General features: G+C 38.4%; 22 protein-coding genes and 3 pseudogenes. 16 read left to right on the top strand and 9 right to left on the bottom strand.

Translation table 11 applies throughout. From position 1 onward, the window contains the following. Positions 1-4 precede the first annotated feature (4 nt). Complete coding sequence (ftsH, locus tag I2F31_RS00520) at positions 5-1,897, bottom strand: ATP-dependent zinc metalloprotease FtsH (RefSeq protein WP_195769143.1); 1,893 nt, start codon at positions 1,895-1,897, stop codon at positions 5-7. A gap of 135 nt (positions 1,898-2,032) precedes the next feature. Then, positions 2,033-2,677, bottom strand: a complete 645-nt coding sequence (gene rlmE, locus I2F31_RS00515; RefSeq protein ID WP_195769186.1) for a 23S rRNA (uridine(2552)-2'-O)-methyltransferase RlmE — start codon at positions 2,675-2,677, stop codon at positions 2,033-2,035. Between the two features lie 363 nt (positions 2,678-3,040). Between rlmE and yhbY the strand changes: the two genes are divergently transcribed. The 9 genes and pseudogenes from yhbY (at position 3,041) to I2F31_RS00475 (ending at position 13,836) form a co-directional block, all read left to right on the top strand. After that, the gene (gene yhbY, locus I2F31_RS00510; RefSeq protein ID WP_195769144.1) at positions 3,041-3,364 is read left to right on the top strand and encodes a ribosome assembly RNA-binding protein YhbY; all 324 of its coding nucleotides are present in this window, start codon (positions 3,041-3,043) and stop codon (positions 3,362-3,364) included. 6 nt (positions 3,365-3,370) lie between these two features. Next, complete coding sequence (locus tag I2F31_RS00505; protein WP_195769145.1) at positions 3,371-3,904, top strand: DOMON domain-containing protein; 534 nt, start codon at positions 3,371-3,373, stop codon at positions 3,902-3,904. 392 nt (positions 3,905-4,296) lie between these two features. Beyond that, positions 4,297-4,689: pseudogene (locus I2F31_RS13270) on the top strand (2-oxoglutarate and iron-dependent oxygenase domain-containing protein); the annotation flags it as partial. Positions 4,690-4,734: 45 nt separating this feature from the next. Continuing rightward, a complete protein-coding gene (locus I2F31_RS00500) occupies positions 4,735-5,319 on the top strand; it encodes a 2OG-Fe(II) oxygenase family protein (protein ID WP_323127549.1) in 585 nt (194 codons plus the stop codon). 21 nt (positions 5,320-5,340) lie between these two features. Further along, the gene (locus tag I2F31_RS00495; RefSeq protein ID WP_195773286.1) at positions 5,341-6,198 is read left to right on the top strand and encodes a MetQ/NlpA family ABC transporter substrate-binding protein; all 858 of its coding nucleotides are present in this window, start codon (positions 5,341-5,343) and stop codon (positions 6,196-6,198) included. 244 nt (positions 6,199-6,442) lie between these two features. After that, the gene (gene carA, locus I2F31_RS00490) at positions 6,443-7,585 is read left to right on the top strand and encodes a glutamine-hydrolyzing carbamoyl-phosphate synthase small subunit (RefSeq protein WP_195773285.1); all 1,143 of its coding nucleotides are present in this window, start codon (positions 6,443-6,445) and stop codon (positions 7,583-7,585) included. Positions 7,586-7,596: 11 nt separating this feature from the next. Next, positions 7,597-10,830: a carbamoyl-phosphate synthase large subunit gene (gene carB, locus I2F31_RS00485; RefSeq protein WP_195769147.1), complete on the top strand. Its 3,234-nt coding sequence runs from the start codon at positions 7,597-7,599 to the stop codon at positions 10,828-10,830. 86 nt (positions 10,831-10,916) lie between these two features. Continuing rightward, positions 10,917-11,393: a transcription elongation factor GreA gene (gene greA, locus I2F31_RS00480; RefSeq protein WP_195769148.1), complete on the top strand. Its 477-nt coding sequence runs from the start codon at positions 10,917-10,919 to the stop codon at positions 11,391-11,393. 742 nt (positions 11,394-12,135) lie between these two features. Beyond that, positions 12,136-13,836 (top strand): Hsp70 family protein, encoded by a 1,701-nt coding sequence (locus I2F31_RS00475; RefSeq protein WP_195769149.1) that lies wholly within the window; start codon positions 12,136-12,138, stop codon positions 13,834-13,836. Between the two features lie 104 nt (positions 13,837-13,940). Here I2F31_RS00475 and I2F31_RS00470 read toward each other — a convergent pair whose 3' ends face one another. Both I2F31_RS00470 and I2F31_RS13470 read right to left on the bottom strand, forming a co-directional pair. Then, the gene (locus I2F31_RS00470) at positions 13,941-15,929 is read right to left on the bottom strand and encodes a hypothetical protein (RefSeq protein ID WP_195773284.1); all 1,989 of its coding nucleotides are present in this window, start codon (positions 15,927-15,929) and stop codon (positions 13,941-13,943) included. Positions 15,930-16,251: 322 nt separating this feature from the next. After that, positions 16,252-16,371, bottom strand: a complete 120-nt coding sequence (locus I2F31_RS13470; RefSeq protein WP_195769151.1) for an integrase core domain-containing protein — start codon at positions 16,369-16,371, stop codon at positions 16,252-16,254. Positions 16,372-16,399: 28 nt separating this feature from the next. Here I2F31_RS13470 and I2F31_RS00460 point away from each other — a divergent pair, with 28 nt between their 5' ends. The 6 genes and pseudogenes from I2F31_RS00460 to I2F31_RS00435 all read left to right on the top strand — a co-directional run bounded on the left by I2F31_RS00460 (position 16,400) and on the right by I2F31_RS00435 (position 22,324). Continuing rightward, on the top strand, positions 16,400-16,567 hold the full coding sequence (locus I2F31_RS00460; RefSeq protein WP_195769152.1) for a transposase: 168 nt from the start codon (positions 16,400-16,402) through the stop codon (positions 16,565-16,567). A 151-nt stretch (positions 16,568-16,718) separates the two neighbouring features. Next, positions 16,719-16,991, top strand: a pseudogene (locus tag I2F31_RS13465) (transposase); the annotation flags it as partial. Between the two features lie 334 nt (positions 16,992-17,325). After that, the gene (locus I2F31_RS00450; protein ID WP_195769153.1) at positions 17,326-17,862 is read left to right on the top strand and encodes a fimbrial protein; all 537 of its coding nucleotides are present in this window, start codon (positions 17,326-17,328) and stop codon (positions 17,860-17,862) included. A gap of 71 nt (positions 17,863-17,933) precedes the next feature. Continuing rightward, positions 17,934-18,653: pseudogene (locus tag I2F31_RS00445) on the top strand (fimbrial biogenesis chaperone); the annotation flags it as partial. A gap of 147 nt (positions 18,654-18,800) precedes the next feature. Further along, a complete protein-coding gene (locus tag I2F31_RS00440; RefSeq protein WP_195769155.1) occupies positions 18,801-21,314 on the top strand; it encodes a fimbria/pilus outer membrane usher protein in 2,514 nt (837 codons plus the stop codon). After that, positions 21,311-22,324 carry a fimbrial protein gene (locus tag I2F31_RS00435; protein WP_195773282.1) on the top strand — a complete coding sequence of 338 codons (1,014 nt, stop codon included), beginning with the start codon at positions 21,311-21,313 and terminating at the stop codon, positions 22,322-22,324. Before I2F31_RS00440 ends, I2F31_RS00435 begins: the two co-directional genes overlap by 4 nt. Before the next feature lie 106 nt (positions 22,325-22,430). Here I2F31_RS00435 and acpP read toward each other — a convergent pair whose 3' ends face one another. The 5 genes from acpP to I2F31_RS00410 form a co-directional block, all read right to left on the bottom strand. Further along, a complete protein-coding gene (gene acpP / locus I2F31_RS00430) occupies positions 22,431-22,667 on the bottom strand; it encodes an acyl carrier protein (RefSeq protein WP_092747615.1) in 237 nt (78 codons plus the stop codon). Positions 22,668-22,751: 84 nt separating this feature from the next. Continuing rightward, complete coding sequence (gene fabG, locus I2F31_RS00425) at positions 22,752-23,489, bottom strand: 3-oxoacyl-ACP reductase FabG (protein WP_195769157.1); 738 nt, start codon at positions 23,487-23,489, stop codon at positions 22,752-22,754. After that, entirely contained in the window at positions 23,486-24,472 is a 987-nt protein-coding gene (gene fabD / locus I2F31_RS00420) for an ACP S-malonyltransferase (protein WP_195769158.1), read from the bottom strand. The genes fabG and fabD overlap by 4 nt, the downstream gene beginning before the upstream one ends. 154 nt (positions 24,473-24,626) lie before the next feature. After that, positions 24,627-24,809, bottom strand: coding sequence for a 50S ribosomal protein L32 (gene rpmF, locus I2F31_RS00415; RefSeq protein WP_067726483.1), 183 nt, complete (start codon positions 24,807-24,809; stop codon positions 24,627-24,629). A gap of 72 nt (positions 24,810-24,881) precedes the next feature. Continuing rightward, a complete protein-coding gene (locus tag I2F31_RS00410) occupies positions 24,882-25,442 on the bottom strand; it encodes a YceD family protein (RefSeq protein WP_195769159.1) in 561 nt (186 codons plus the stop codon). A gap of 94 nt (positions 25,443-25,536) precedes the next feature. On the opposite strand from I2F31_RS00410, the gene I2F31_RS00405 reads away from it, so the two are divergent. Continuing rightward, entirely contained in the window at positions 25,537-26,199 is a 663-nt protein-coding gene (locus I2F31_RS00405; protein ID WP_195769160.1) for an elongation factor P hydroxylase, read from the top strand. Positions 26,200-26,201: the final 2 nt, after the last annotated feature.

Below are 26,201 nucleotides of genomic sequence, written 5' to 3'. Positions count from 1 at the left end.
TTTCTTAGTGTGCCGTAGGTAACGGCGGTGGTGTAGATGAACTGCTATTTTGCACAACGTCTACAATAGGATTTTCTGCCACATAGACTTTAGGTGGTCTTGGTTCATGACCTGCCATAATGTCTAAGACTTGATCACGATCAATTGTTTCCCACTCCATAAGAGCTTTCACCATCACGTGCGCTTTATCTTTATTCTGTTCCAAAATATCCCAAGCAACTTTGTATTGCTCATCTAAAATACGGCGTACCTCAGCATCGACTTGCTGCTGTGTCGCTTCAGAAATCGTACGACTTCCTACACTGCCTAAGAATGATTGTTGGTTGTCATCTTCATATACCATGACACCCATCTTCTCAGACATACCATATTTGGTCACCATTGAGCGTGCCATTTTGGTTGCACGCTCAAAGTCATTTGACGCACCCGTTGACTGCTGATTAATAAAGATTTCTTCAGCAATACGACCACCAAACAAGATTGCGAGTTCATTTAACATTTTATGTTTGTAATGACTTACATTATCTTGCTCTGGCAACTGCCAAGTCACGCCAAGTGCCCAACCACGTGGCATAATAGTTACTTTATGCACAGGGTCTGTGCCTGGTAAAACTTCTGCAACAATCGCATGACCCGCTTCATGATAAGCCGTCGCTCTACGCTCTTCTTCACGTAAAACCATTGATTTACGCTCAGGCCCCATATAAATCTTGTCTTTTGCATCTTCAAAATCATGCATATCAACAGTATTTTTATTGCGGCGAGCAGCAAACAATGCAGCTTCATTCACCAAGTTAGCAAGCTGTGCACCAGAAAAACCAGGTGTACCACGTGCCAATACTTTTAAGTCAACACCAGTTGCAGATGGCAATTTCTTCAAATGAACTGCTAAAATTTGCTCACGTCCATTAATGTCTGGCAAACCAACCATCACTTGACGGTCGAAACGGCCAGGGCGAAGTAATGCTTTATCAAGTACATCTGCACGGTTTGTGGCAGCAATCACAATAATGCCTTCATTGCCTTCAAAACCATCCATTTCAACCAACATTTGGTTTAATGTTTGCTCACGCTCATCATGACCACCGCCTGTACCTGAACCACGATGACGACCGACAGCATCAATCTCATCAATAAAAATGATACATGGTGCATGGCGTTTTGCTTGTTCGAACATATCACGTACACGTGATGCACCCACACCAACAAACATTTCAACAAAGTCAGAACCAGAAATACTAAAGAATGGGACTTTGGCTTCACCTGCAATTGCTTTTGCCAGCAACGTTTTACCTGTTCCTGGCGGGCCAACCATCAACACGCCTCTAGGTATAGAAGCACCCAAACGTTTAAATTTCGTTGGATCTTTCAAGAAGTCTACAATTTCAACAACTTCTTGCTTTGCTTCATCGCAACCAGCAACGTCTTGAAAGTTAATTTTAATCTGATCTTCTGCAAGCATTTTGGCTTTGGATTTACCAAAACTCATTGGGCCGTTCTTACCGCCTGCACCGCCACCCATGTTACGCATAAAGAACATAAACAACAAAATAATGAGTAACACAGGAAAGCTCGCAATCAGTAATTGCATGAGCACACCTTGACGTTGAGGTGCTGTACCCTCAACAACAACATTATTTTTTATTAGACCCGGCATCAGTTCAGGGTCTTGTACCGCAGGGCGGATTGTTTCAAAACCTGAACCATTCTTTTTTTCGCCAGTGATTTTTTCGCCATCAATTGTGACTTGCTTAATTTGGCCTGCATTAACCGCAGAAACAAACTCAGAATAGTTCATTTGCGATGGTTTATTGTGATCACTGATGTTGCTGAATATTAAAATCAGCACGCCGAGTATCACCAGCCACAACACGGCGTTTTTAAAGAGATCGCTCAAAGCTTCATTCCCATATCATCAATCTAGTTTGATTCTAAGCCCAAATAGCTTAAAACCTTTCACGAAAGTAAGTGATTGCACGTTACGCCATAAATTGCAACCATGCACAATTTTTGCAAGCTTGGCAAGTCACCATTAGCCACTTTTTCTACGTTGTCCAATCAAAAAAACTTCTTTTGACCTTGCACGAGATGCTTCTGGCTTAATTGTCTTTAACACTTGAAAAGTGTCAACGACTTGTTTACGAAACTCATCGAACCCTGAACCTTGGAACACTTTAACGACAAACTGTCCATTTGGCCCGAGTACCTTTTGTGCAAAATCTAGGGCAAGTTCACACAAATAAATTTGACGAGGTTGATCTACAGCCCTGTTACCTGATGTATTGGGGGCCATATCTGAAATTACAACGTCTACTTGCCGACCATTTAAAATATTTAACAATTTTTCAAAGACCTCTTCCTCACGAAAGTCGCCTTGTAAAAAAGTTACGTCTGGTAAAGCATCCATTTCTAAAATATCAGATGCAATCACCAAACCTTTCGAACCTACAAGTTTACCTGCAATTTGCGACCAACTCCCTGGTGCCGCACCTAAGTCGACAACGGTCATACCTGGCTTAATCAGTTTGTACTTTTCTTGGATTTCCAGCAACTTATATGCCGCTCGAGCACGATAACCTTCTTTTTGTGCTTTTTTCACAAAATGATCATCTAAATGCTCTCTCATCCACGCACGACTGCTTTTTGACAGCTTTTGGTTGGTAATGCGTGTTGCCATAATCATCTAAATTCAAAAAATAATTACTTTATTGTACGCAAAAAACCACCGATTTGCAGTAAAGAACTGTCAAGTCAGCATAAGTTTTTTAAATCATGCCTATCGTTTATATACACAATTTGCCATATCTACACCATTTAAGGTGTTTAACATTTAAAATTTAGAAATGACAACTTCAAACATATATTGCCATATTTTCAAAACTTTAAATCAACCACTCCACTGACTTTAAGCAATCTAGCACACTTTAATCTACAAAATAAATGCCATAGAACATAAATGCAGTATAATAAGGGCGCTTTATTTATTACAAAAGCAAGCAAATTTGCTATACTTCAAAGCTTATTTACAATAGGTTAAACCATGGCTTCTTTATCTATCCAAGAGATCAAACGTCTACGTCAAATCGGACACTCACTCAACCCAGTTGTTATGATTGGCGGTCAAGGCTTAACAGAAAATGTAATAGAAGAAACTTTACGTGCACTCAATGACCATGAACTGATTAAAGTTAAAGTGGTGGGTGAGGATCGTGAAATTCGTAGCCAAGTGATTGAAGCTTTAGCAGAGCAAACTCAGTCTCATGCTGTGCAAAAAATTGGTAAAATTGTTTTGTTATATAAAAAAGCTGCGCAACAAAACCAAAAACTTTCTAACCTTGTTCGCTACGCACACTTGTCTAATTAAATTATTATGGCAAGTTACGAACTCATTCCGTTTCAACGCTTTGATGATGTGAATATTATTACAGCCATTGAACAGCAATCCTCTTTGCTCAATGTCGGCTTTTGGGTTAAAGACCCGAATGGCTTAATTGAATGGCCTGCCGTACAAAAAACGCCGAGTAAAGCTGATTTTTTGTGGCAAGACACCTGCTTTGAGCTATTTATTGGCATACGTGATCAGGATGAGTATCTAGAAATTAACTTATCTCCTGCACAGCTTTGGCAGTGTTATGGCTTTGAAGAGTATAGATACCCCGAATGCATACCACCACAGAAAAGTCAGGGCGCTGAACTTATTGAGCTCAAGCGAACACATTACGGCATGAGTGCAACCCTTGATATCGCACAATTTTTAGCAACCAATAAAGTCAGCATACAGCAAGTATTTGTTGGCATATCTGCTGTACTAAAAACGACTCGTGGTGAGCAATTTTACGCCTTACAGCACAGTAGCCCACACGCAGACTTCCACAATAAAAGAGATTGGTTACACCAAATCTAATCCTAACGACATATCATGAGAATAAGACCATATGATTTGGTCTTTCTCGTGCCCTATCAGAACCTCTTCCCTCACCCCACCATTTTTGAATGGTACATCACCATTGCTTGCAAATTATTGTTCGTATTTAAAGTGCTAAAGATATGACAAAACACCCTAAAGCTTTGAGTAAATACAAAACGACTAATAACACTTAAAAACCACAAACAAAAATTAATAATATATATCAATAATTTAAATTAAAAACCCATATAAAACCGTCTTTATCGAATTCAACAAACCGTGCCATATAATAAAATTCGGCATAAGCAATGTTTTTATTATTATTTGGGAAAAAAACATTCTTTTTATAGTCTCAAATAAAGCCATAACAATGACAGTTTATAAGTTTTATGAAAAAAACACCCCAAATAGCTCATGACAGCTTACCTATTTTAGACCTTAGAGCATTCTATAATTTAGAAACAAGACCATCTTTTCTAAATGAATTGCAATATATCGCGCGCCACGTTGGTTTTTTCTATTTGATAGGCCATGGACTAGACACAACAAGAATCCAAGAAATCTTATCTTATACACATCAATTTTTTGCACTAGAGCAATAGGAAAAAGACCGTTTGGCGATAATAAACTCCCCTCATTTCCGAGGCTATACAAAGGTAAATGGAGAAATTACGCAAAATAAACCTGACATTCGAGAGCAAATAGATATTGGAGCTGAACAAAAGGAAATTCCTTTCACTGAAAACACACCAATCTGGACACGCCGACAAGGGCCAAACCAATGGCCACATCAATGGCCCGATTTTAGGCAGGCCATTGAGGCGTGGTTGTCAGACAATCAAAGAATTTCTATCGATTTATTACATGCTTTTTTGTTGGCACTTGGCGTAGATGAAAAGAGTTTAGATCCCTTTGTATTAAAAGACCCCAATGTATCTCTAAAGCTCATTCACTACCCAAAAGTTTCCACTCAAACAGAACCTCAAGGTGTGGGAGCTCACAAAGACACAAATATTCTAACCTTGCTATTACAGGACAATACTGGAGGACTACAAGTACAACTAGATGATCATTGGGTAGATATTCCATATGTTGAAAATGCATTTATTATTAACATTGGCGAAACACTTGAGTTAGCAACAAATGGGTACTTGGTTGCCAATAAACATCGTGTCATCTCACCTAAAAATAAAGATCGTTATTCAGTGGCCTATTTTATTTCACCGAATATTTTTGCAGGGAGTCTTCCCATTCTTGACTTACCACAGCATTTAAAAGATTTAGCAAAAGGCCCAACCAGCGACCCCAATAACCCTCTTCTTATAGATGTAGCAGAAAACAATATGAAGAGTCGTTTACGCTCACATATGATGTCACAAAAAAGTTTTATCCAAACCTCTATGAAACATTAAATCACATTCAAGGTGGTATATATGCAAAACAATAAATGGATATTTTTAGCGATTCTTTCAGCTTTATTTATTATCAGCTGCTCAGGTTATTTAAAAGACTCTCCTACACAAAATCAAAGTACGCAAACTATCAACCTTGGGTCGAACGGCTCGGATGCCCAGATTTGGAGATATATTGCACAATCTGAACAAGCAAAAGCTGTAGGATTAAAAATTAATGTGAAAGAAATTAATGATGGTGTGGCATTAAATAGAGCAACTTTAGACAAAGAGATTGATGTCAATGCTTTTCAATCTTGGGGTTACTTCAATACATTTAACCAAGTGAATCACAATCAACTTGCTGCAATTTCCACAACTTATTTAGAGCCTATGGGGTTATATTCAAAAAAATACCACCTATTAAGTCAACTCCCCAATTCAGCAACAGTTGCAATTCCTAATGATGCAGCAAACACTGCTCGTGCATTAAGACTTTTAGAACAAGCTAAGCTCATTAAACTGTCCAATTCTTTTAATGCTATTTCTGGAAACACACATGACATTATAGAAAACCCAAAACATCTTGTCTTTAAGCTGATTGATGGCTCAACCATTCCAAGAGCATTAGGTGATGTAGATTTAGCTGCAATTGGGAATACCGTTGCTCTAGACAGTGGACTCAATGTTTTAACAGATGCACTTGAGCATGAACGTATTAACCAAACCACCACACAAAACATTAACATCCTTGTTACACGTCAAGAACGTGTCAATGATAAAGCACTGAAAACGCTCGCCACCTTATATCATCAACCATTTGTCGCTCAATACATCAACAAAAATTTTGCTGGCACTAAAATTGATGTCAATCGTCCTATAAATAGGCTTGCTGATTAAAAAAACCAATCGACACCTCACATATACCTCAAGTTCAGTAACCTCTGTGACACTTAAAAACCCAAATCATCTGCGCACAGAGGCGTATTTTCGCAAGGGCCATATTATCTAGAAAGAACATAGACTTTTTTTAGTAATATGCGTACAATGCTTTTTTAAGTTACAAACGTGCCAAACCTTTAAACAAGGTCCATGATCTTCGGTTTAATCGTTTTTTTACAGCTTAAAAATCAGGAGCTTCAACTTGAGCACCCCCGCCATTTTAGCCCTTGCCGACGGTACCGTATTTCACGGCCAATCTATCGGTGCACAGGGATCAACGACTGGTGAAGTCGTATTTAACACTGCCATGACAGGCTATCAAGAAATACTGACTGACCCTAGCTATGCACAACAAATTGTAACCCTGACTTATCCTCACATTGGCAATACTGGTTGTAATGCTGAAGATGTTGAGTCTGGTTCAATTCAAAAAGTATGGGCAAACGGCTTAATTATTCGAGATTTACCATTACTGCATAGTAATTTTCGTGCCACTATTTCTTTGTCTGACTACTTAGTACAGCAAAACATCGTTGCGATTGCAGACATTGATACACGTAAGCTCACTCGTATTTTACGTGAAAAAGGTGCACAAAATGGTTGTATCTTGGCGGGTGACAATATTACTGCTGAAGATGCAATTGCAAAAGCACGTGCATTTGGTGGCTTAAGTGGTTTAGACCTTGCAAAAGAATGTTGCGATCCAAAAGGCTTTGAATGGACTGAAGGCTTATGGGCACTGGGTCAAGGCTTCACTCAACCAGAAATGAAGTTTCATGTGGTCGCGTATGACTACGGCGTAAAAACCAATATTTTACGCATGCTTGCAGATCGTGGTTGTAAACTCACTGTTGTACCTGCACAAACACCTGCAAAAGATGTATTGGCACTCAATCCAGATGGTATTTTCCTATCTAATGGCCCAGGCGACCCTGCAGCGTGTGACTACGCGATTGAAGCAATTCAACAACTATTAGAACAAAGTAACATCCCAATGTTTGGTATTTGCTTAGGTCACCAACTGTTGGCTTTAGCATCTGGTGCACAAACGGTGAAAATGAATCATGGTCACCATGGTGCAAACCACCCTGTAAAAAACACCCAAGATGGTACTGTGATGATTACATCACAAAACCACGGCTTTGCTGTTGATGAAAAAACGCTTCCTGAGAACCTCACAACAACACACATTTCGTTGTTTGATGGCACGTTACAAGGTATTCATCGTACCGATAAACCTGCATTTAGTTTCCAAGGTCACCCTGAAGCCAGCCCTGGCCCACATGACTGTGCACCACTATTTGACCACTTTATCGAATTGATCGAAGCATCTAAAAGCCATTAAGGAGCGAAATAATGCCTAAACGTACGGATATTAAAAGCATCTTAATTATTGGTGCTGGCCCAATTGTGATTGGTCAAGCCTGTGAGTTTGACTACTCAGGTGCACAAGCATGTAAAGCACTTCGTGAAGAAGGCTTCCGTGTTATTTTGGTCAACTCAAACCCTGCGACCATTATGACTGACCCATCTATGGCAGATGCAACATACATCGAGCCAATCACATGGCAGACTGTTGAACGTATCATTGAAAAAGAACGTCCAGATGCAGTATTGCCAACGATGGGTGGACAAACCGCTTTAAACTGTGCCCTAGATTTAGACAAACATGGTGTTTTAAGCAAATACAATGTTGAACTGATTGGTGCAAGTAAAGACGCGATTGAAAAAGCTGAAGACCGTAAACTATTTGACCAAGCCATGAAAAAAATTGGTCTTGAATGCCCACGTGCAGCTGTTGCAGAAAGCATGCAAGAAGCTCTCGACATTCAAGCTGGTTTTGGCTTCCCTGTCATTATCCGCCCGTCATTTACTATGGGTGGTTCAGGTGGTGGTATCGCATACAACCGTGAAGAGTTTCTTGAAATTTGTGAACGTGGTTTTGAACTTTCACCAACGCATCAACTACTCATTGATGAGTCTTTGATTGGTTGGAAAGAGTACGAAATGGAAGTTGTTCGTGACAAAAATGACAACTGTATTATTGTCTGCTCAATTGAAAACTTTGACCCAATGGGTGTGCATACGGGTGACTCTATTACTGTTGCACCTGCACAAACACTGACAGACAAAGAATATCAACTGATGCGTAATGCATCTGTGGCGGTATTACGTGAAATTGGCGTAGAAACAGGTGGTTCAAACGTTCAATTTGGTATTAATCCAAAAGATGGCCGTATGGTTATCATTGAAATGAACCCGCGTGTTTCTCGTTCATCTGCCCTTGCATCTAAAGCAACAGGTTTCCCAATTGCTAAAATTGCAGCAAAACTGGCTGTAGGCTACACCTTAGATGAATTAAGTAACGACATTACAGGTGGTGCTACCCCTGCATCGTTTGAGCCATCAATCGACTATGTTGTGACAAAAATTCCTCGCTTTAACTTTGAAAAGTTCCCGCAAGCAGAACCTGTACTCACCACACAAATGAAATCTGTGGGTGAAGTCATGGCAATCGGCCGTAACTTCCAAGAGTCACTCCACAAAGCATTACGCGGCCTTGAAGTCGGTTGCTGTGGTTTCGATGAAAAATTAGACCCAAGCCTAACCAATCCAAAAGATAAAATTTTGGTTGAGTTAAAAGTTCCTGGCCCTGACCGTATTTGGTATGTGGCAGATGCATTCCGTCATGGCTTTAGCTTAGATGATGTATTTGAAGCCACAAAAATTGATCGTTGGTTCCTTATCCAAATCGAAGATATTATTAAAACTGAAGATCACATTAAATCACTTGGTTTTGGTGATTTAACTGCTGAAAATATCCGTTCATTCAAACGTAAAGGTTTATCTGACTTACGTATTGCAAACTTAATGGGTATTTCACAAAAGCAATTCCGTAAGCAACGCTGGAATTTAGGTATCTACCCTGTTTATAAGCGTGTAGATACATGTGCTGCAGAGTTTGAATCAAGTACGGCGTATATGTACTCAACCTATGACGAAGAGTGCGAAGCAAATCCGTCTGATCGCCAAAAAATAATGGTGATTGGCGGTGGACCAAACCGTATTGGCCAAGGGATTGAGTTTGACTACTGCTGTGTACATGCGGCACTTGCCATGCGTGAAGATGGTTACGAAACCATTATGGTCAACTGTAACCCAGAAACAGTTTCAACAGATTACGACACCTCTGACCGCTTGTACTTTGAACCAATTACCCTTGAAGATGTACTAGAAATTATCCGTACAGAAAAACCAAAAGGCGTGATTGTACAGTACGGTGGACAAACACCACTGAAATTGGCACGTGCACTTGAAGAAGCAGGCACGCCAATTATTGGTACGTCACCAGATGCAATTGACCGTGCCGAAGACCGTGAACGTTTCCAACAGATGATTCAACGTCTTCAACTGCGTCAGCCAAATAACAGCATTGTTAAATCTGCTGAAGAAGGTATCTCTGAAGCATCAAAAGTGGGCTATCCTCTTGTTGTACGTCCATCTTATGTACTGGGTGGTCGTGCCATGGAGATTGTATATAACGAAGATGAGCTTAAACGCTACCTTCGTGAGGCTGTACAAGCATCTAACGACTCGCCTGTACTACTCGACCACTTCTTAAACTCAGCAATTGAAGTCGATGTGGACTGTGTATCTGACGGTAAAAATGTCGTGATTGGCGGGATTATGCAGCATATTGAAGAAGCAGGTATTCACTCAGGTGACTCTGCATGTTCAATCCCACCATATTCTTTATCTAAAGAAATTCAAGACGAAATGCGTCGTCAAACCATTGCCATGGCAAAAGAGCTTAGCGTGATTGGTTTAATGAATGTACAGTTTGCAGTCAAAGGCAACGATGTCTACGTACTTGAAGTTAACCCACGTGCATCTCGTACCGTACCGTTTGTGTCTAAATGTATTGGCGAGTCATTGGCGAAAGTTGCAGCACGTTGTATGGCTGGTATTTCACTACAAGATCAGAACTTTACTCAAGAAATTATTCCTCAGCATTTTTCTGTGAAAGAAGCAGTCTTCCCATTTGCTAAATTCCAAGGTGTTGACCCAATGCTTGGCCCTGAGATGAAATCTACAGGTGAAGTCATGGGTGTCGGTCAAACGTTTGGCGAAGCATTCTATAAAGCTGTACTTGGTTCAAATGAAAGACTGCCTGGTTTGCCAACTGAAGGCGAAACCAAGTATGCATTTTTATCCGTACGTGAGTCAGATAAGAAAGATGTTGTTGCGATTGCAAAACAATTGGCTGACTTTGGCTTTAAATTGATTGCGACAACAGGGACTCAAAAAGTCATTACCGATGCTGGTTTAAGCTGTGAACGTGTAAACAAAGTGACCGAAGGTCGTCCTCATATTGTAGACCGCTTGAAAAATGCGGAAATACACCTTATTGTAAACACAACCGAAGGAAAACAAGCACAGTTTGACTCTGCTGCAATCCGTCGTGCTGCTTTACAAGGTAAAGTGTACTACACCACAACCATTAGCGGTGCTGAAGCAGTATGCCAAGCATTTGCAGTTAAGTTACCAATGGACGTATATCGTTTACAAGATTTAGTAACAATCAGTTAATCCGTTTTACCGAAGGTCCCGCTACCTATTCGGTGGCGGGATTTTTTTATTTTTAAACATCTATTTTTTATTTTTGGAGGGACGACATGCAACGTTACCCAATGACTCCTGAAGGCAAAAATGCTCTTGAAAAAGAGCTACAACACCTTAAAACATCTGAAAGACCACGTATCATTCAAGCGATTGCTGAAGCACGTGAACATGGTGATTTAAAAGAAAATGCTGAATACCACGCCGCACGTGAGCAACAAGGTTTTTGTGAAGGGCGTATTCAAGATATTGAAGCTAAGTTAGGTGCAGCTCAAGTGATTGATGTAAAAGAACTTGAGCAAAACGGCCGTGTCGTTTTCGGTGTTACTGTGACAATTGAAAACCTAGATACCGAAGAGCAAAAGACCTATAAAATTGTAGGTGATGATGAAGCTGATTTTAAAATTAATAAAATCTCAGTCAACTCTCCAATTGCACGTGGTCTTTTAAGTAAAAGTGAAGGTGATGATGTCAAAATCACGACTCCACAAGGTGAAGTTGAATACGAAATCGTCAGTGTAAAATACTTATAACTAAATGGCAGGTCTTAATCCAATTAAGGCCTGCAGTCATTCATTTAAACGGTAAATAGTATTTCAGTACACTATAATAAAAATATTACTTTTCCAATTATTATGTGATGCAAAACACCATATATTATTAATAATAATCAAAAATCACAAATAAAATACTTATTGAGACCTTATCAAGCTATATTTAAAAGCTGTTATTTGATACAAAGAAGTAATGCATCTTTGATGAGGAACTATAATGAAAAAAACAGTTCTTTTACTTGTATTCTTTTTAACATCACAACATTGCCTGGCTGAAGAAATCCATTTTTTGGGTTCAATTGTCGAAGAAAGTTGTAATATCAGAGCCAACAATTACGCAACATGTGCTACAAAAATATCTGGAAATACAGAATACGCAATGCAACACAGCTCAAACCACCACATACGCACATTGACTTACTTTTAATCCATTAAATCAGTTCACTCAAAACTACATACAAGTAAAAATTAACAAATATGGCTCTACAAGGCCTTGGTATTATTAGCTGTATGAACAATTAGATAGTTTCACTATATCTTAAGAGAAAATTCTACTTTTAAGTCCTATTATTTTTAGGGGGTAATGTAATCGTTTAAATGTAGCGACAATCTATATTTATAAAAAGTATAGAATAGCTCAATTAATTCTTAATGTGACAGAACCATTTTTCTTGGCTAGAATTAATATTTTCTCAACAAAACTTGTAATATTTGATAAAAAATGACAGAAATAAAACCTTTAATCGGCATTGATCTTGGTACAAGCAACTCGCTTGTTGGTGTATTTGAAAATGGCCAACCTAGACTCATTGAAAATGCTTATGGAAATAAATTAACTCCTTCTGCAATTGCAATGGATGAAGATCAGCAGATTCTTATTGGACAGGCTGCTTTGGAGCTATGTGCTTCAGGTCAGGATGTTTTAACCTGTTTTAAACGATTAATGGGGACATCCAAACAATTAAAATTAGGTGATCGTAGCTTTTCAGCTGTTGAACTTTCATCGCTGATTTTACGTTCCCTTAAACAGGATGCCGAGCATGCTTTGCAATGTAAAGTGGATGAAGCAGTCATTACAGTACCTGCTTATTTTAATGATATACAACGTCAAGCGACAATTTCTGCGGCCGAACTGGCTGGATTGAAAGTAAGCCGTCTGATCAATGAGCCGACTGCTGCAGCTTTGGCCTATGGGCTAGGTCAAAGTAATGATAGTTGTTTTCTTATTTTTGATTTAGGCGGTGGCACATTTGATGTTTCAATTGTTGAGCTGTTTGATGGTGTCATTGAAGTACGTGCCAGTGCAGGAGATAACTATCTAGGTGGAGATGATTTTGTACAGCTATTGATGAAACAGTTCTGGAAGAAGAATGCTTCTCTCTTTGCTTATAGCGAAAGCACGATTCCTTATGATGTTGAAATCGCATTAAAAGCTAAAGCTCAATATTGTTTGCATGTACTGAGCAAACAGGCTTCTACTCAGCTTAATTTTAAATGGAGAAGTCATGAAGCAACGCTTGAAATTTCGCAAAATGACTTGATTAATTGGGCAGAGCCATTGTTATTAAGATTACGTCGCCCGCTTGAACGGGCTTTACGTGATGCTCGAATTTCACCCAAGCAAGTAGATCAGATTATTATGGTGGGTGGGGCAACACGTATACCTGCCGTACGCAAATTGGTCACCAAGCTATTTGGGCGTTTTCCTTCGACTAGTGTGCAACCAGACGAGGCAATTGTAAGAGGTGCATGTATTCAGGCAGGTTTAAAAGCCAAAGATCAATCCTTAAAAGAAGTTGTTCTGACTGATGTTTGCCCATTTAGCTTAGGGATCGCAGTGGGTGATGAAGGGCAGTTTTCGCCTATTCTGGAGCGTAATATTGTTATTCCAGCCAGTAAGGTAAATACGTATACTGCGATGAGTAAAGGCCAAAAAGAGATTGTAGTTCAAATTTATCAGGGAGAGCATCGATTGTGTAGGGAAAATATTTCTCTAGGTGCTTTAAATGTATCGTTACCGAAAAATGACGATTATTTGTCGATTGATGTCAGATTTTCCTATAATCCTAACGGGATTCTGGATGTGGATGTCTATGTTCCAGCGACTGGTGAGAAATTACAAAAAGTTGTGGTCAATCACCAAAGTGTTATGTCTGCTGAAGATATCGAAAAATCCCGATTACAGTTGCAATCACTTAAAATTCATCCGCGAGATAACTTGATAAACAAGAGTTTAGTCCTACGTGCTGAGCGCCTGTACAGTGAACGAACGGGTGATCTGCGTTCTCAAATTGGTGAACGCACAGAGCGCTTTAATCAAATTCTCAATCTACAAGATGAACGACAAATTCGAGAAGCTAGACCATATTTTGAGGCTTTTCTAAATGAGGTCGAAGATTTGAGTCTATTTGATGACTATTAAATAAGTTTAAACGAGCAATAAGTGCCATGAAAAGCGTCTTATGAATTATTCACATCTTAGGTAAATGAGTGTCTGTCACATCGCCAGACACTCGATCAATACCATTAAGATTTACTCAACTGCTTTTTTGCTTTTAAGCTTTTATATAAATAAAAACTTGTAATGATGCTAAATAAATGAATGTAGGGTCCAAGCAGAATGATAATGACATAAGTGCTATATTTGATGAAAGAAGAAAGCTTTTTTGTATCGAATATTGTAAAAAATAATCCTACAAATACTAGGGAGGCTGCATAAATATAAGACTTTGAACTTTCTGATATGAGAAAATAGCCAACAGATCCTACAAAAGAGATTCGAAGTAAAATGATGATTGCTGTTTTACGTATAAATTGTTGTTTGGTTAAATCATTCTTATTTTTCCCAGAGCCAAAAGTGTAAAAAAGCGGACGAAATGAATCTGGAAATAGCAAACAACAGATTGAAATTAGACTATAACTGATTAGCCAAGGCTGATGAGGTTGACCTAAAGTATAAAAACCAACACTGAGTCCAAGACACAGAACTGCTATTCCTATTGCCATCATTGAGTAGTCAAATTTAGTATAAGCACTTTGAAAGATACGATTCATATTTTTATGGGCATCTAGCTTTAAACAACCCAATAAGATAACGGTAGAAACCAGCCATAAATAACTAAGTGAAGAATACAAAATTGCTGGTAAAAATGAAGCGGTAATGCACATGAGAAAACCAGTGATAAACCAGATTTTTTGATAAAGATATAAAAGGTCATCACGATGTGGAAAAGCTAGAATTTTTGCATGAACCATTGGCTGAATAATCAATGTGAATATAATAAATACGCCTGCTGAAACTAGAATAAAGCTTTTTTCTGTAAGTAAGCTTGATAAAAATTGAGGCAATATCATGAGCGTTGCTATCAAAAGAACTAAATTCACTACAAAAAAATATTTAATTTCATTGATACTTTTAAGAAAATTATAGTTAATATTCGATGCAGTATCATTTATCTCAAATTGATCAACGACATCGATGACTTGCTGATTTGGATAATGGTGTCCAAGCTGTTTTTGAAGATGTAGCATCTTAAGAGGATGAAATTTTTGGGTACCTGAAAGTTGCTCAAAAATAGAATAATCATCTTTAGATAATGATTTAAATAAGTCACGTTTCTGTAAATATTCATGTAAGCGCTGTTGAAGTACGCGACTATAGTGGTGTTCATTATATTCATGTACATCATCTGGATAGATAAGATTCCATAGCTCAAGAAATCTGAAATATTTCGGACTCATTCTATCTACTCTCAGCTCTGCTAGAGCACTCGTAAACTGGTCTTTGATTTCAATTTGCTGTCCAAGCGGAAGATCAAACTGCTGACTAAGTAATAAGCTAAATCTTTCAAAGACTTCATCATTGATATTATCCTCCCACAATAGTTGTTTAACTTTATAAAGCTCATCAATGATAGGACTTATTTTCTCCTCAATAATTGCTGGATTAGTTTTCTCATTACTGAGCTCAAATGCCATTTCAGAATGATCGGAAAATGTATTAATCTGATCAGGCGCTGTAGAAGATTCTGCTACGTACCCCAAAAAGTCGTCAAGATCGTACTTACGTAGCAAATCATCCATGCGTTCAGTATAAGAAAGTCGTGTGGTTTGTTCTTCGATTAAATCTAGATGATAAGCAAATTCGTGCAATGCTTCTCGAATATTGAAGTGAATATTTTTATCGACGATATGTTGTTGAATGGTCAGATGGAGTTCTTCTAGTAAAGTATCTAATGATTCATTAATTTCGTTTTCTTGAGTGGGTTTAATTTGCTCAATTGAGTGGTTTGCTATTTGATCATCATTAAAAATAGAATCCTGACTCTCCCTCTCTTCTTGATCGAATAGTCTATATTCTGCTTCATATTGGGCTGTTTGAAGCGCTTCTCTGAGCAAAATAAACTGATTTGGCTGAGTATCTTGATCAATTTGCTTTAGTTTTACAGCATATGCTTTTTTAATCTCTCTTAAATTTGTGGTTGGTTCTATTCCAAGTTGTTGCCATACAGTCATTTCTTTTACTCAAAATTTCGTTATCTATCTTTAGAAAAGCTGATACAAATCAGCGAAGTAATAATTAATTGATGATCTAAGTAACTATTTAATTTTACAAATAAACTATAAACCACATTAGGATTACTTCATCAAAAAATGGATAAATAATTATTTACTCTCTACATTTTCTTAATACGCAGATTCAAAAACGAAGTGCAACGTTTTTAATGGTAGTTGAAAACGTTAGAGTGTATTAATCTCATTCTGAAGTTTTCAACTCGCAATTGGGTAATACCCCCATTATTAATCGAAAGAATAAGTAGAAACTCTTAACCGATTGTTATTGTTTAAAGTTAGTTGGTCTACTATCAACAGACATATGCGGTCGTTCATAATTATAGAAGTATTGCCATGCTGTTGTACAGTTTTGTACGTCATCAATCTCTTGAAATATAGTCAAAAAATCAATAATACAATACAATTAAAAGATGAGTTATTCAGAACATTTTAGACGCAAAGTGATAGCCAAGCTTGAGGAGGAAAACTCCATCCGAGCAGTTGCCACACAATTTGAGATTGATAAAAATACAATTTTGAGTTGGAAAAAAGACCTTACGCCATCCGCAAGCAAAAGAACCCCTCAGATTAGGATTTAGAAAAGCTTTAGATCCGCTTCAACAAAAGCATCCGATTGTTTATCTTGATAAAAGTGGGTTTAAATCAAACAATCATTGACCTCATGGTTACTCTCGAAAAGGAGTATCATGTTATGGTTCATTTAACTGGCAATGAAAGAACCAAACCAATGCGATTGGTGCATTATATCAAGGTCAACTATTTGCAGTCGGCTTATTCGACTGTAAAATTAATTCCGATGTATTTTATTTCTGGGTAGAACACTTTTTCATTCCTGAATTACCCAAACATAGTGTCATTGTTATGGATAATGCAACCTTTCATAAACGAGTAGATACACAGAAGTTATTAGAACAACATGGGCATGGATTAAGAAAAAGAAAAAAGAATGGCAGGAAGATTGTATTGACCGACTCATTCAAATGTTTTTCCATATCTGTATGAATAGTTAGTAAGTTTGGCTATAAATTGGATGAACAGAATCTTTTGATTTATTTCGTAAGAAGTCTAATATTTTTATCATCTGTATTCAAAATTAGGAATTGCTATTTCAACCCGACACCCATAAAAATTCCAATAGAACTTATAATTTTACAAAAAGTTAGCTTAATATTTATTCAACTTCCCTTTTAAAAACCATTACTTTTCAATCAATATATTCAAAATAAATATATCAATTATGCTTGAATTTACTCTTTTTTCTAATATAATGCGAACCCGTTAACACTTTATTAAAAATTAGCTAACTAAAGTCTTTAGTTATATTATGGGTTCAGACATGAAAAAATTTGCTTTCGCTCTTGCAACATCAGCACTCGTGATCGGTACAGCACATGCAGCTGATGGTACAATCTCTATCACTGGTACTGTAACAGATAAAACATGTAACATCGCAACTGCCGCAGGTAAAAACTTCACTGTTGCTCTACCAACTGTTTCTAAACAAACGCTTGCCAATACAGGTGACGTTGCAGGTCGTACACCATTCACAATTAACTTAGATAAATGTTCTGATGGTAAAGTTGCAACTTATTTTGAGCCAGGTGCTAACGTTGACTTCAATACAGGTCGTTTAAATAATGCTTCTGGTTCTGCTAAAAATGTACAAGTACAATTACTTGGTAGCAACAATGGCTTCCTACCTATCTTAGCGACTAACTCAAAAACTTCGCCAAGTAGCCAAACGAACTCTCAATGGGTTGATGTTGCTAACGGTAAGGCTGACTTAAACTACTATGCAGAATACTATGCAACAGGGGCATCTACCGCAGGTACTGTTGCTACTTCTGTTCAATACACCATTATTTATCAATAGTTGATTTTAGTGAAGCAAGGATTAAACTTGCTTCACTGTTTCATATTACAATATAAGGGCTGTGTTTGACGATGAGTAAGAAATATATATTACCTAGCATTTTAGTTATTATTGCATCTATTTTTACAATAAATGCGTATGCTGAAATTGTACTTCATGGTACTCGTGTTATTTATCCGTCAAACAATAGAGAAGTCTCTTTACAAATGACCAATGAGGGTGAAAGACCAGCTCTAGTACAAGCATGGTTAGATGATGGTGATGCAAACAGTACACCCGACCAAGTCAAACTTCCATTTATGATTACCCCACCTGTATCTCGCGTAGAACCGACAAAAGGACAGACACTTCGTATTTCTGCATTACCGAACAGTAATCTATTAAATCAAACACAAGAATCTCTTTATTGGTTAAATATACTAGATATCCCCCCAAGAGCCACAGGTTCGAATGGATCTGATAACTCCTTACAGCTTGCCATTCGCTCTCGCATTAAATTTATTTATAGACCTGCTTCAATTAAAGAAGATGTCAACAAAGCACCTGAGCAATTACAGTGGCAAAGCTCAGGGCAGCAACTTGTAGTGAAAAACCCTACCCCCTTTTTTATTACCATTACATCTGTTTTTGAAGGAAAGGAACAGCAAAAAAATGAGCTTACCCCCAAAGGTTTGCTACTTGCACCCTTTTCAGAACAAAGCATTAAACGTTCTAATCTAAATACCAATCAACTTGAGTTCACAACCATCAATGACTACGGTGGTCGAGTAGAACAAAGCATTAAACGTTCTAATCTAAATACCAATCAACTTGAGTTCACAACCATCAATGACTACGGTGGTCGAGTAGAACAAAGCATTAAATTAAACAAGTAATCTTAAAGTACGCCTTACATTTATTTATCTTTTAAAGCGTGGCATTTCGGTTAAAAGAAAATCATGGCTAAAAAAATATATTCCCATACGCTCACATTATTTGTCAGTATGATCACATACCCTATGGTCACCCATGCTGAATCAAATACGCTTCAAGAGGCCGATTTCGACCCTGCTTTTATTGTTGGTAATAATAAAAGTATTGATGTATCACGTTTCAAGTACAGTAACCCTGTACTACCTGGTGAATATAACCTTGATGTATATGTAAACGGCAACTGGTTTGGAAAACGCAAAATGGTTTTCCAAATACAACCAGATCAAAAAATTGCCACAACATGCTTTGAAGCAACGACATTACTCAGTTATGGCGTAAAAAAAGATGCCTTAAGCCAATCTATAGATTTTGCACATAAAAACAACCAGTGTGTAAATATAAACCAATGGATTAAAGAGGCATACTATGATTTTGATACATCGAGTCTCAGACTAGATGTGTATATTCCACAATATGCCATGCAAAGTAATGCACAAGGTTATGTTGACCCTGCGATATGGGATCGTGGTATTAATGCTGGATTTCTCTCCTACAATGCCACTGCATATCAATCTAGCAACCGCTCATCAGCAGATAAAGATAGCCTAAATGCATTTATGAGCCTGAGTATGGGAGCAAATATTGCAGGTTGGCAACTACGCCATAATGCGCAAGTACAGTGGAGCAATGCCGATACTCAAACCAAAAAATCGCTGTCTTACACAACCAATAATACCTATATACAAAAAGCATTCCCTGACTATCGTGGTGTAATTACCATTGGTGATAGCTTCACCAATGGTGAGGTTTTTGATTCTTTGAGCTATCGTGGCATCGACTTTTCTAGCGATGACCGTATGCTACCCAATAGCTTACAAGGTTATGCACCACAAATTCGAGGAATTGCAAAAACCAATGCCAAAATTGAAGTAAGGCAACAAGGACAACTCATCTATCAAACCAACGTTGCCCCAGGCCCATTTGAAATTAATGACCTATACCCAACTGGCTTTGGTGGTAATATTGAAGTGCGTGTTATAGAAGCAGATGGTCAAATTCAAAAATTTGCTGTACCTTATGCTTCTGTTGTGCAAATGCTTAGGCCAAAGCTTGATCGCTACTCAATGACACTGGGTAAGCTCCGAGACAATTCACTTAGACATCATCCAAGTTTTGCTCAGGGTAAATACCAACGTGGTCTCAACAACCATGTCACTGGTTTTACTGGTTTTCAAATTGCAGATGATTACATGTCATTTCTTTTGGGTTCAGCATTTGCAACACCTATTGGTGCAGTGTCATTAGATTGGACTCATGCAAACGCAAGGTTGAATCAAAAAACAGTGACAGGACAAAGCTATAGACTAAGCTATAGCAAACTCATCGTACCAACCAGTACAAATCTCACCTTAGCTGCATATCGTTACTCAAGTGAAAACTTCTATAGCTTACGTGATACATCCATTTTTAATAATTTGATTGATCAAGGCATCAATACTGCAGGCGTTGGCAAGCAGCGTAGTCAATTTCAAATCACTTTAAATCAGGGATTACCACAAAAACTAGGCAATGTGTACTTGGTAGGTTCTTGGTCTGATTATTGGAACCGTAGCCAACGTTCAAGACAATACCAATTTGGTTATAATAACAACTATAGAGAAATAACTTATGGTATATCTGCTACACATCGCTTACTAGATACCGTGGGTACGTCATCTAAATCAGATACAGAATATGTATTTAGTGTGAACTTCCCGCTCAGTATAAAGAAAACTGCAGCGAATGTAAGTGCAACCTCAAGTAAAGACAGTCAATCTGTAGGTATAAGCGGTATGGTTAATGACCGTTTAAGCTATGGTGCAAATGTATCTAAACAAAATAATATCAATGCCTACAACATCAACAGTAGTTATAAAACAGATGTTGCAACACTGGCTGCATCTTATAGCGATGCCTCAAGCTACCAACAAATGATGTTGAGTATAAGAGGTAATGTTGTATTACATGCAGGCGGTTTACAATTTGGCCCAGAACAAGGACAAACCATCGCCATTGTGTATGCACCAAATGCTGTTGGTGCAAAAGTTAACAACCTCTCGGGGCTACGTATTAATAAATCTGGGTATGCAGTTGTGCCCTACCTTACGCCTTATCGTATTAACGATGTGACACTCGACCCACAAGACATGTCTGACCAAGTAGAACTACAAGAAACAACCCAACGTATTGCACCTTATGCAGGTTCAATTACACAACTGAGTTTTGCCACCAAAATAGGATACGCCATTTATATTGATGCAAAACAAGCAGATCAGACAACACTTCCTTTTGCTGCAGAAATATCAAGCTCAAAAGGAGACGTCATTGGCTTGGTTGGACAAGGCAGTTTAGCTTACTTAAGAACTCAACTGACAAAAGATACCGTGACGGTAAAATGGGGAGACAATCCTTCTCAGCAGTGCCATATTTCCTATGATTTAACGAATCAGCTGAAAAAAACTCAAGCAAGTATGCTCATGACAGAGGCCATATGCCAATGAAAAAAATTTTAATGACCAGCTTACTCGGTTTCTCAGGCATGGCTTTTTCTGCACTAAACCATGCCGCATGTATACAATATAGCGGTTTTATCACAACAGATATTAATATGGCACTTGGTCGAATTGTTGTTAGACCAACAGATACTGTAGGAAAGATACTCGTTAAAAAACAATTTTCCATACCGCAAAACAACTCTGTAACATACTGCGATCGAAATGGCGGATATGCCAATGCCGTACTTTCAAAAAACCCCAATTTGAGTACTTTAGGAGACTCTATTTACGATACCAATATTCCAGGCATTGGCATACGTTTGTATCGTGAACTACCGTCCGCAACTTATTTTTCAGGTTATTACCCATATAGAAGAACTTTGGGGCAAGGTCCATGGAACTTAGGTGAAGGCTATTTTGTTGTTGAAATTATTAAAACAGCCAATCAAACAGGTTCTGGTCAGTTAGCTTCTGGCCGTTATAGTTCATACTATACAAATAACTATGAAATTACGCCTATTTTAACCAGTACACTTTATGTAAATACAGCCAGTATTAGTTCAGCATCATGTGCAATACAAGGCAATGTCGATAAAACTGTTACTCTACCAACTGTTGCAAGTACGAGCTTTACGGGGATTGGTTCCACTCAAGGCGAACAGTCACTCAATATCAGTATTTTATGTAATGGTGGTTCTACGACATCGACCTATACTGAAAATAGTCAAATTAGTTTAAGTTTTGGCTTTACAGCAGACAGTAGCAGTAATCAAGTCATCAAAAATACAGCCAGTGGCTCAAAAGCAGCTACAGGTATTGGCTTACAACTGATCTCAGATTACAACAATCAAAATAAAGTGATTGAAAATGGCAGTCATATTGATCTCGGCTCAATATCAACCAATCAAAATGCACAATATGACGTTCCATTACGTGCACGCTACTATCAAACTGCAAATAAAGTGACGGCAGGTGAAGTCAAAGGCATTGCAACACTAACCGTAGAGTACCAATAAGACTAAAACTTAAACAAAAAACCTCGCTCAAAGCGATCATCCGAGTTTTTTGTACAAATAAAAAAAGCCACGATTAAATCGTGGCTTTTTTACAATTAAAAACGTATTACGCTAATTTCTTAGATACGTAGTCAATTGCAGTTTGTACAGTTGTCAATTCGTTTGAATCTTCATCTGGAATCGTAATGTCAAAATCATTTTCAAAAGACATGACAAGCTCTACTAAATCTAGAGAGTCTGCACCTAAATCATCAGTAAAAGACGCTTCATTTTTAATTTCTTCAGCGTTCATACCAAGTTGTTCAGCTACAGCTTGTTTTACACGTTGTTCGATATCGCTCACAGGAGGTCTCCTCGTTACTTGCGGCGTTTTAAATTGCCGCTAGTTTAATTGAATATTTAAAATAATGGAAGTTTATACATGCGCTTAAGCCATGTATAAGCCACCGTTTACATGTAATACCGTACCAGTAATGTAACTAGATTTGTCACTTGCTAAAAAACTCACCGCATGTGCAATATCTTGCGTATTACCTAAACGACCAAGTGCAACTTGTTCAGTCATTTTTTTACGAATATCTTCACTCAATTGCTCTGTCATTTCAGTTGAAATAAAACCAGGGGCAACAGAGTTTACAGTAATCTGACGACTACCCATTTCTTTGGCTAAGCTACGGCTAAATGCTTCAATACCTGCTTTGGCCGCTGAGTAGTTTGCTTGACCAGGGTTAGCAAAATGTGCAACCACTGAACTAATATTAATAATACGTCCAAAACGAGCACGCGTCATGCCCTTCAGTACACGCTTAGACAAGCGATAAACTGCTTTTAAATGAATATTTAGAATATCGTCCCAATCATCTTCGCTCATACGTAATAATAAATTATCACGTGTAATACCCGCATTGTTTACAAGGACTAAAACTGGGCCAAAACGTTGTTCGATATCAGAAACAACAGCATCTATAGCAGCTACATCACGTACATCTAATACAGCACCTGTACCATTGTCTGCAAAAGTTGCGCTCAGTTGTGCAGCACCAGATTCTGAGGTGGCTGTACCGACAACAAAGAAACCATCTTGAATTAATTGTTGTGCGATAGCAGCACCAATACCACGGCTTGCACCTGTGACTAATGCAACTTTACGTTGTTCTTGACTCATACAATCTGTCCTTCTGCGACTAAAATGGCACTCAGTGCATCTTCTATACGACTAGGGGTATCTAAAGCAAACGTTTTTTCAAGGTTTGGCAAACGCTTTGCCATATTGCTCAGTACAACACCTGGGCCACATTCTGCAATATAACCAATGCCTTGATCTTGTAATCGTTGAATGGTTGCCGTCCATTGTACCGAGCGATAAAGTTGTTCTTTTAAAGATAAACGCAATATTGCAACATCTTGTGCAACATCTGCACTCACATTTTGTATGACAGGAATCTTAGGCAACTCAATGGCAGTTTGTTCCAATGCATCTGCAAAAGCCTCTGCAGCCGGTTTCATTAAGGAGCAATGTGATGGCACAGACACAGGCAATGCAATGGCTTTAGAACCTTGTTCCTTCGCTTGGTCTATTGCAATTTGTACCGCAGCTGCCGCACCTGCAATCACGACTTGCCCTTTGGTATTGTAATTGGCTGCTTCAACATGACCTGAACCTGCTTGGCTTGCAGCTTGGCATAGGTCTCGCACCTGCTCATCGCTTAAGCCTAAAATGGCAGCCATTGCACCTTGCCCTTGTGGCACAGCACTTTGCATAAGCTTTCCACGCAAATGTACTAACTTTACCGCATCAGTCAACGTAAGTGCTTGACCTGCAACCAATGCACTGTACTCACCCAATGAGTGGCCTGCTAAGTACTTAGGTACAACACCACCTAATGACGTCCACACACGCCAGATTGCAGTGCTTGCAGTAAGCAATACAGGCTGTGTATTTTCTGTTTGATTTAAGCCCTCACCTGATTGTGCAATCTGCCAAAGGTCAAAACCCAATGCATCAGATGCTTCTGTAAAAGTGTCTTGTACAAGACTAAATTGTGTCGCGAGGTCGGCCAACATACCTGCTTTTTGTGACCCTTGACCAGGAAAAACAAATGCTGTTTTTTCCGCTTGAGCACATTGCTCGAGTGGTTTAGCAGACATATTTAGTATCCTTTTATCTTCTTATGAAGTTCAGGCGTGCAATTTATCATTATTTTTTAGACTTTTTAATTGCCAAATACAACATTTCACACATAAAAAAAGGAGCAAAATGCTCCCTTTTTTATCAATCAAGTCACCTTGACCAATGTCACCATTATTCAGCTGATGCTTTAGCGAATAATTGACGACCACGGTAAAAACCATCTTTAGTCACGTGGTGACGACGATGAGTTTCACCTGTAGTTTGGTCTACAGTTAATGCATTCTCGGTTAAAGCGTCATGAGAACGGCGCATATCACGGCGAGAGCGACTTTTACGGTTTTGCTGAACAGCCATGATGGCTCCTTACAGAAATCGAAAAAATGGATCAGAACAATTTGGTTGTCTTATACACAAGTATAACATACTTTATGAATTAAGTTTACCTTTCAAACTTGCTAATACATCAAACGGATTATCCCGTTTTTCTTCAACAATGTCCTGCTCGGTAGGTCGATGCTTATGTTCGCAAGCATGGTGCTTAGGTGACAATGGCATCAACAATAATAATTCATCTTCTAACAATGTCAGTAAATCAACAATCGCAGGCTCATCAAATGACCCTTTGCTTGAAGACTCACTTTCACCAAGAACGACGAAATCAGCATCCTCATCCAAGCGCTCTATCAGTGACTCATCTTCAACCAGTGCAAGATGTACATTAGAAACTAAATCAATTTCAACAACCTCCAAACAGCGTTGGCAAGTCATTGGTGCTTTAGCTTCAATGTCTGCATCTAACCACACAAGGCGTAAATATGCGTCCATTGATAGTTTACAATTTATTTGAACCGGTTGATGCTCAACTGATCCAACTGTTTCACGAGCTATACGAGCAAAGCGAGACAGGGGCAGTGTTCCTGACCATGTAAAGCCTTGTTCAGCCCATTTAAACGGCTCAATGTGTGCCGGAAAGGTATTTGCTGACATAGTTAAGGCGGCAATTCTACAAATTCATCAGAACTCTGTCAAAGTTTAAGATACAATTTCTCACTTTTAAACAGAACTAACGGGTAAATAAGTTATGCTATCGCCTATTTCAAAGCAAAAAACAGCGACATTATCACTCATTGATACCCTAAACCAACTTTGTGTACAACAATCTGTAGATCAAATTGAGCAAATGCCTTGGTTTGATCAAACAACTGAAACACAACAAGTGGATTGGCTCATCTTACACTTTAATGCATGGTTTTCCCACCATAATGTCAAACTAATTAAAGGAAATAACGAACCCGAATATTTTCCAGCATCTACAAACGCACCCGCTCGAATTGAGTTTGCACACGGTTTTTTTAATAGTGCACTGCATGAAATTAGCCATTGGTGCATTGCAGGTGCTGCACGTAGAGCATTACCCGACTTAGGTTACTGGTACGCACCAGATGGTCGTTCTGCCGAACAACAGCAACAATTTGAACAGGTTGAAGTTAAACCACAAGCCATTGAATGGTTATTTGCAACGGCTTTTGGCCGTAAATTTAATGTATCTTTAGACAATCTTACAGGCGAGTCGAGTGACAGCACTGCGTTTAAAGACCACGTTTTTCATCAGGTACAACTTTACTTTTCTGGTCAAGCCAAGCTTCCTAAAGATGCATTACTGTTTATTTTTTATATTTGCTCTAGTGTACGTCAGGGTCAAATGTTATCTATCAATGAGTTTACACGCCATGCATTAGACTAATG

Origin of the sequence: Acinetobacter rathckeae (genome assembly GCF_015627125.1) — a bacterium.
Classification (GTDB): Bacteria; Pseudomonadota; Gammaproteobacteria; order Pseudomonadales; family Moraxellaceae; genus Acinetobacter; species Acinetobacter rathckeae.
The sequence above is the reverse complement of the archived record's forward strand: the minus strand, read 5'-3'. Positions and strand labels throughout refer to the sequence as shown.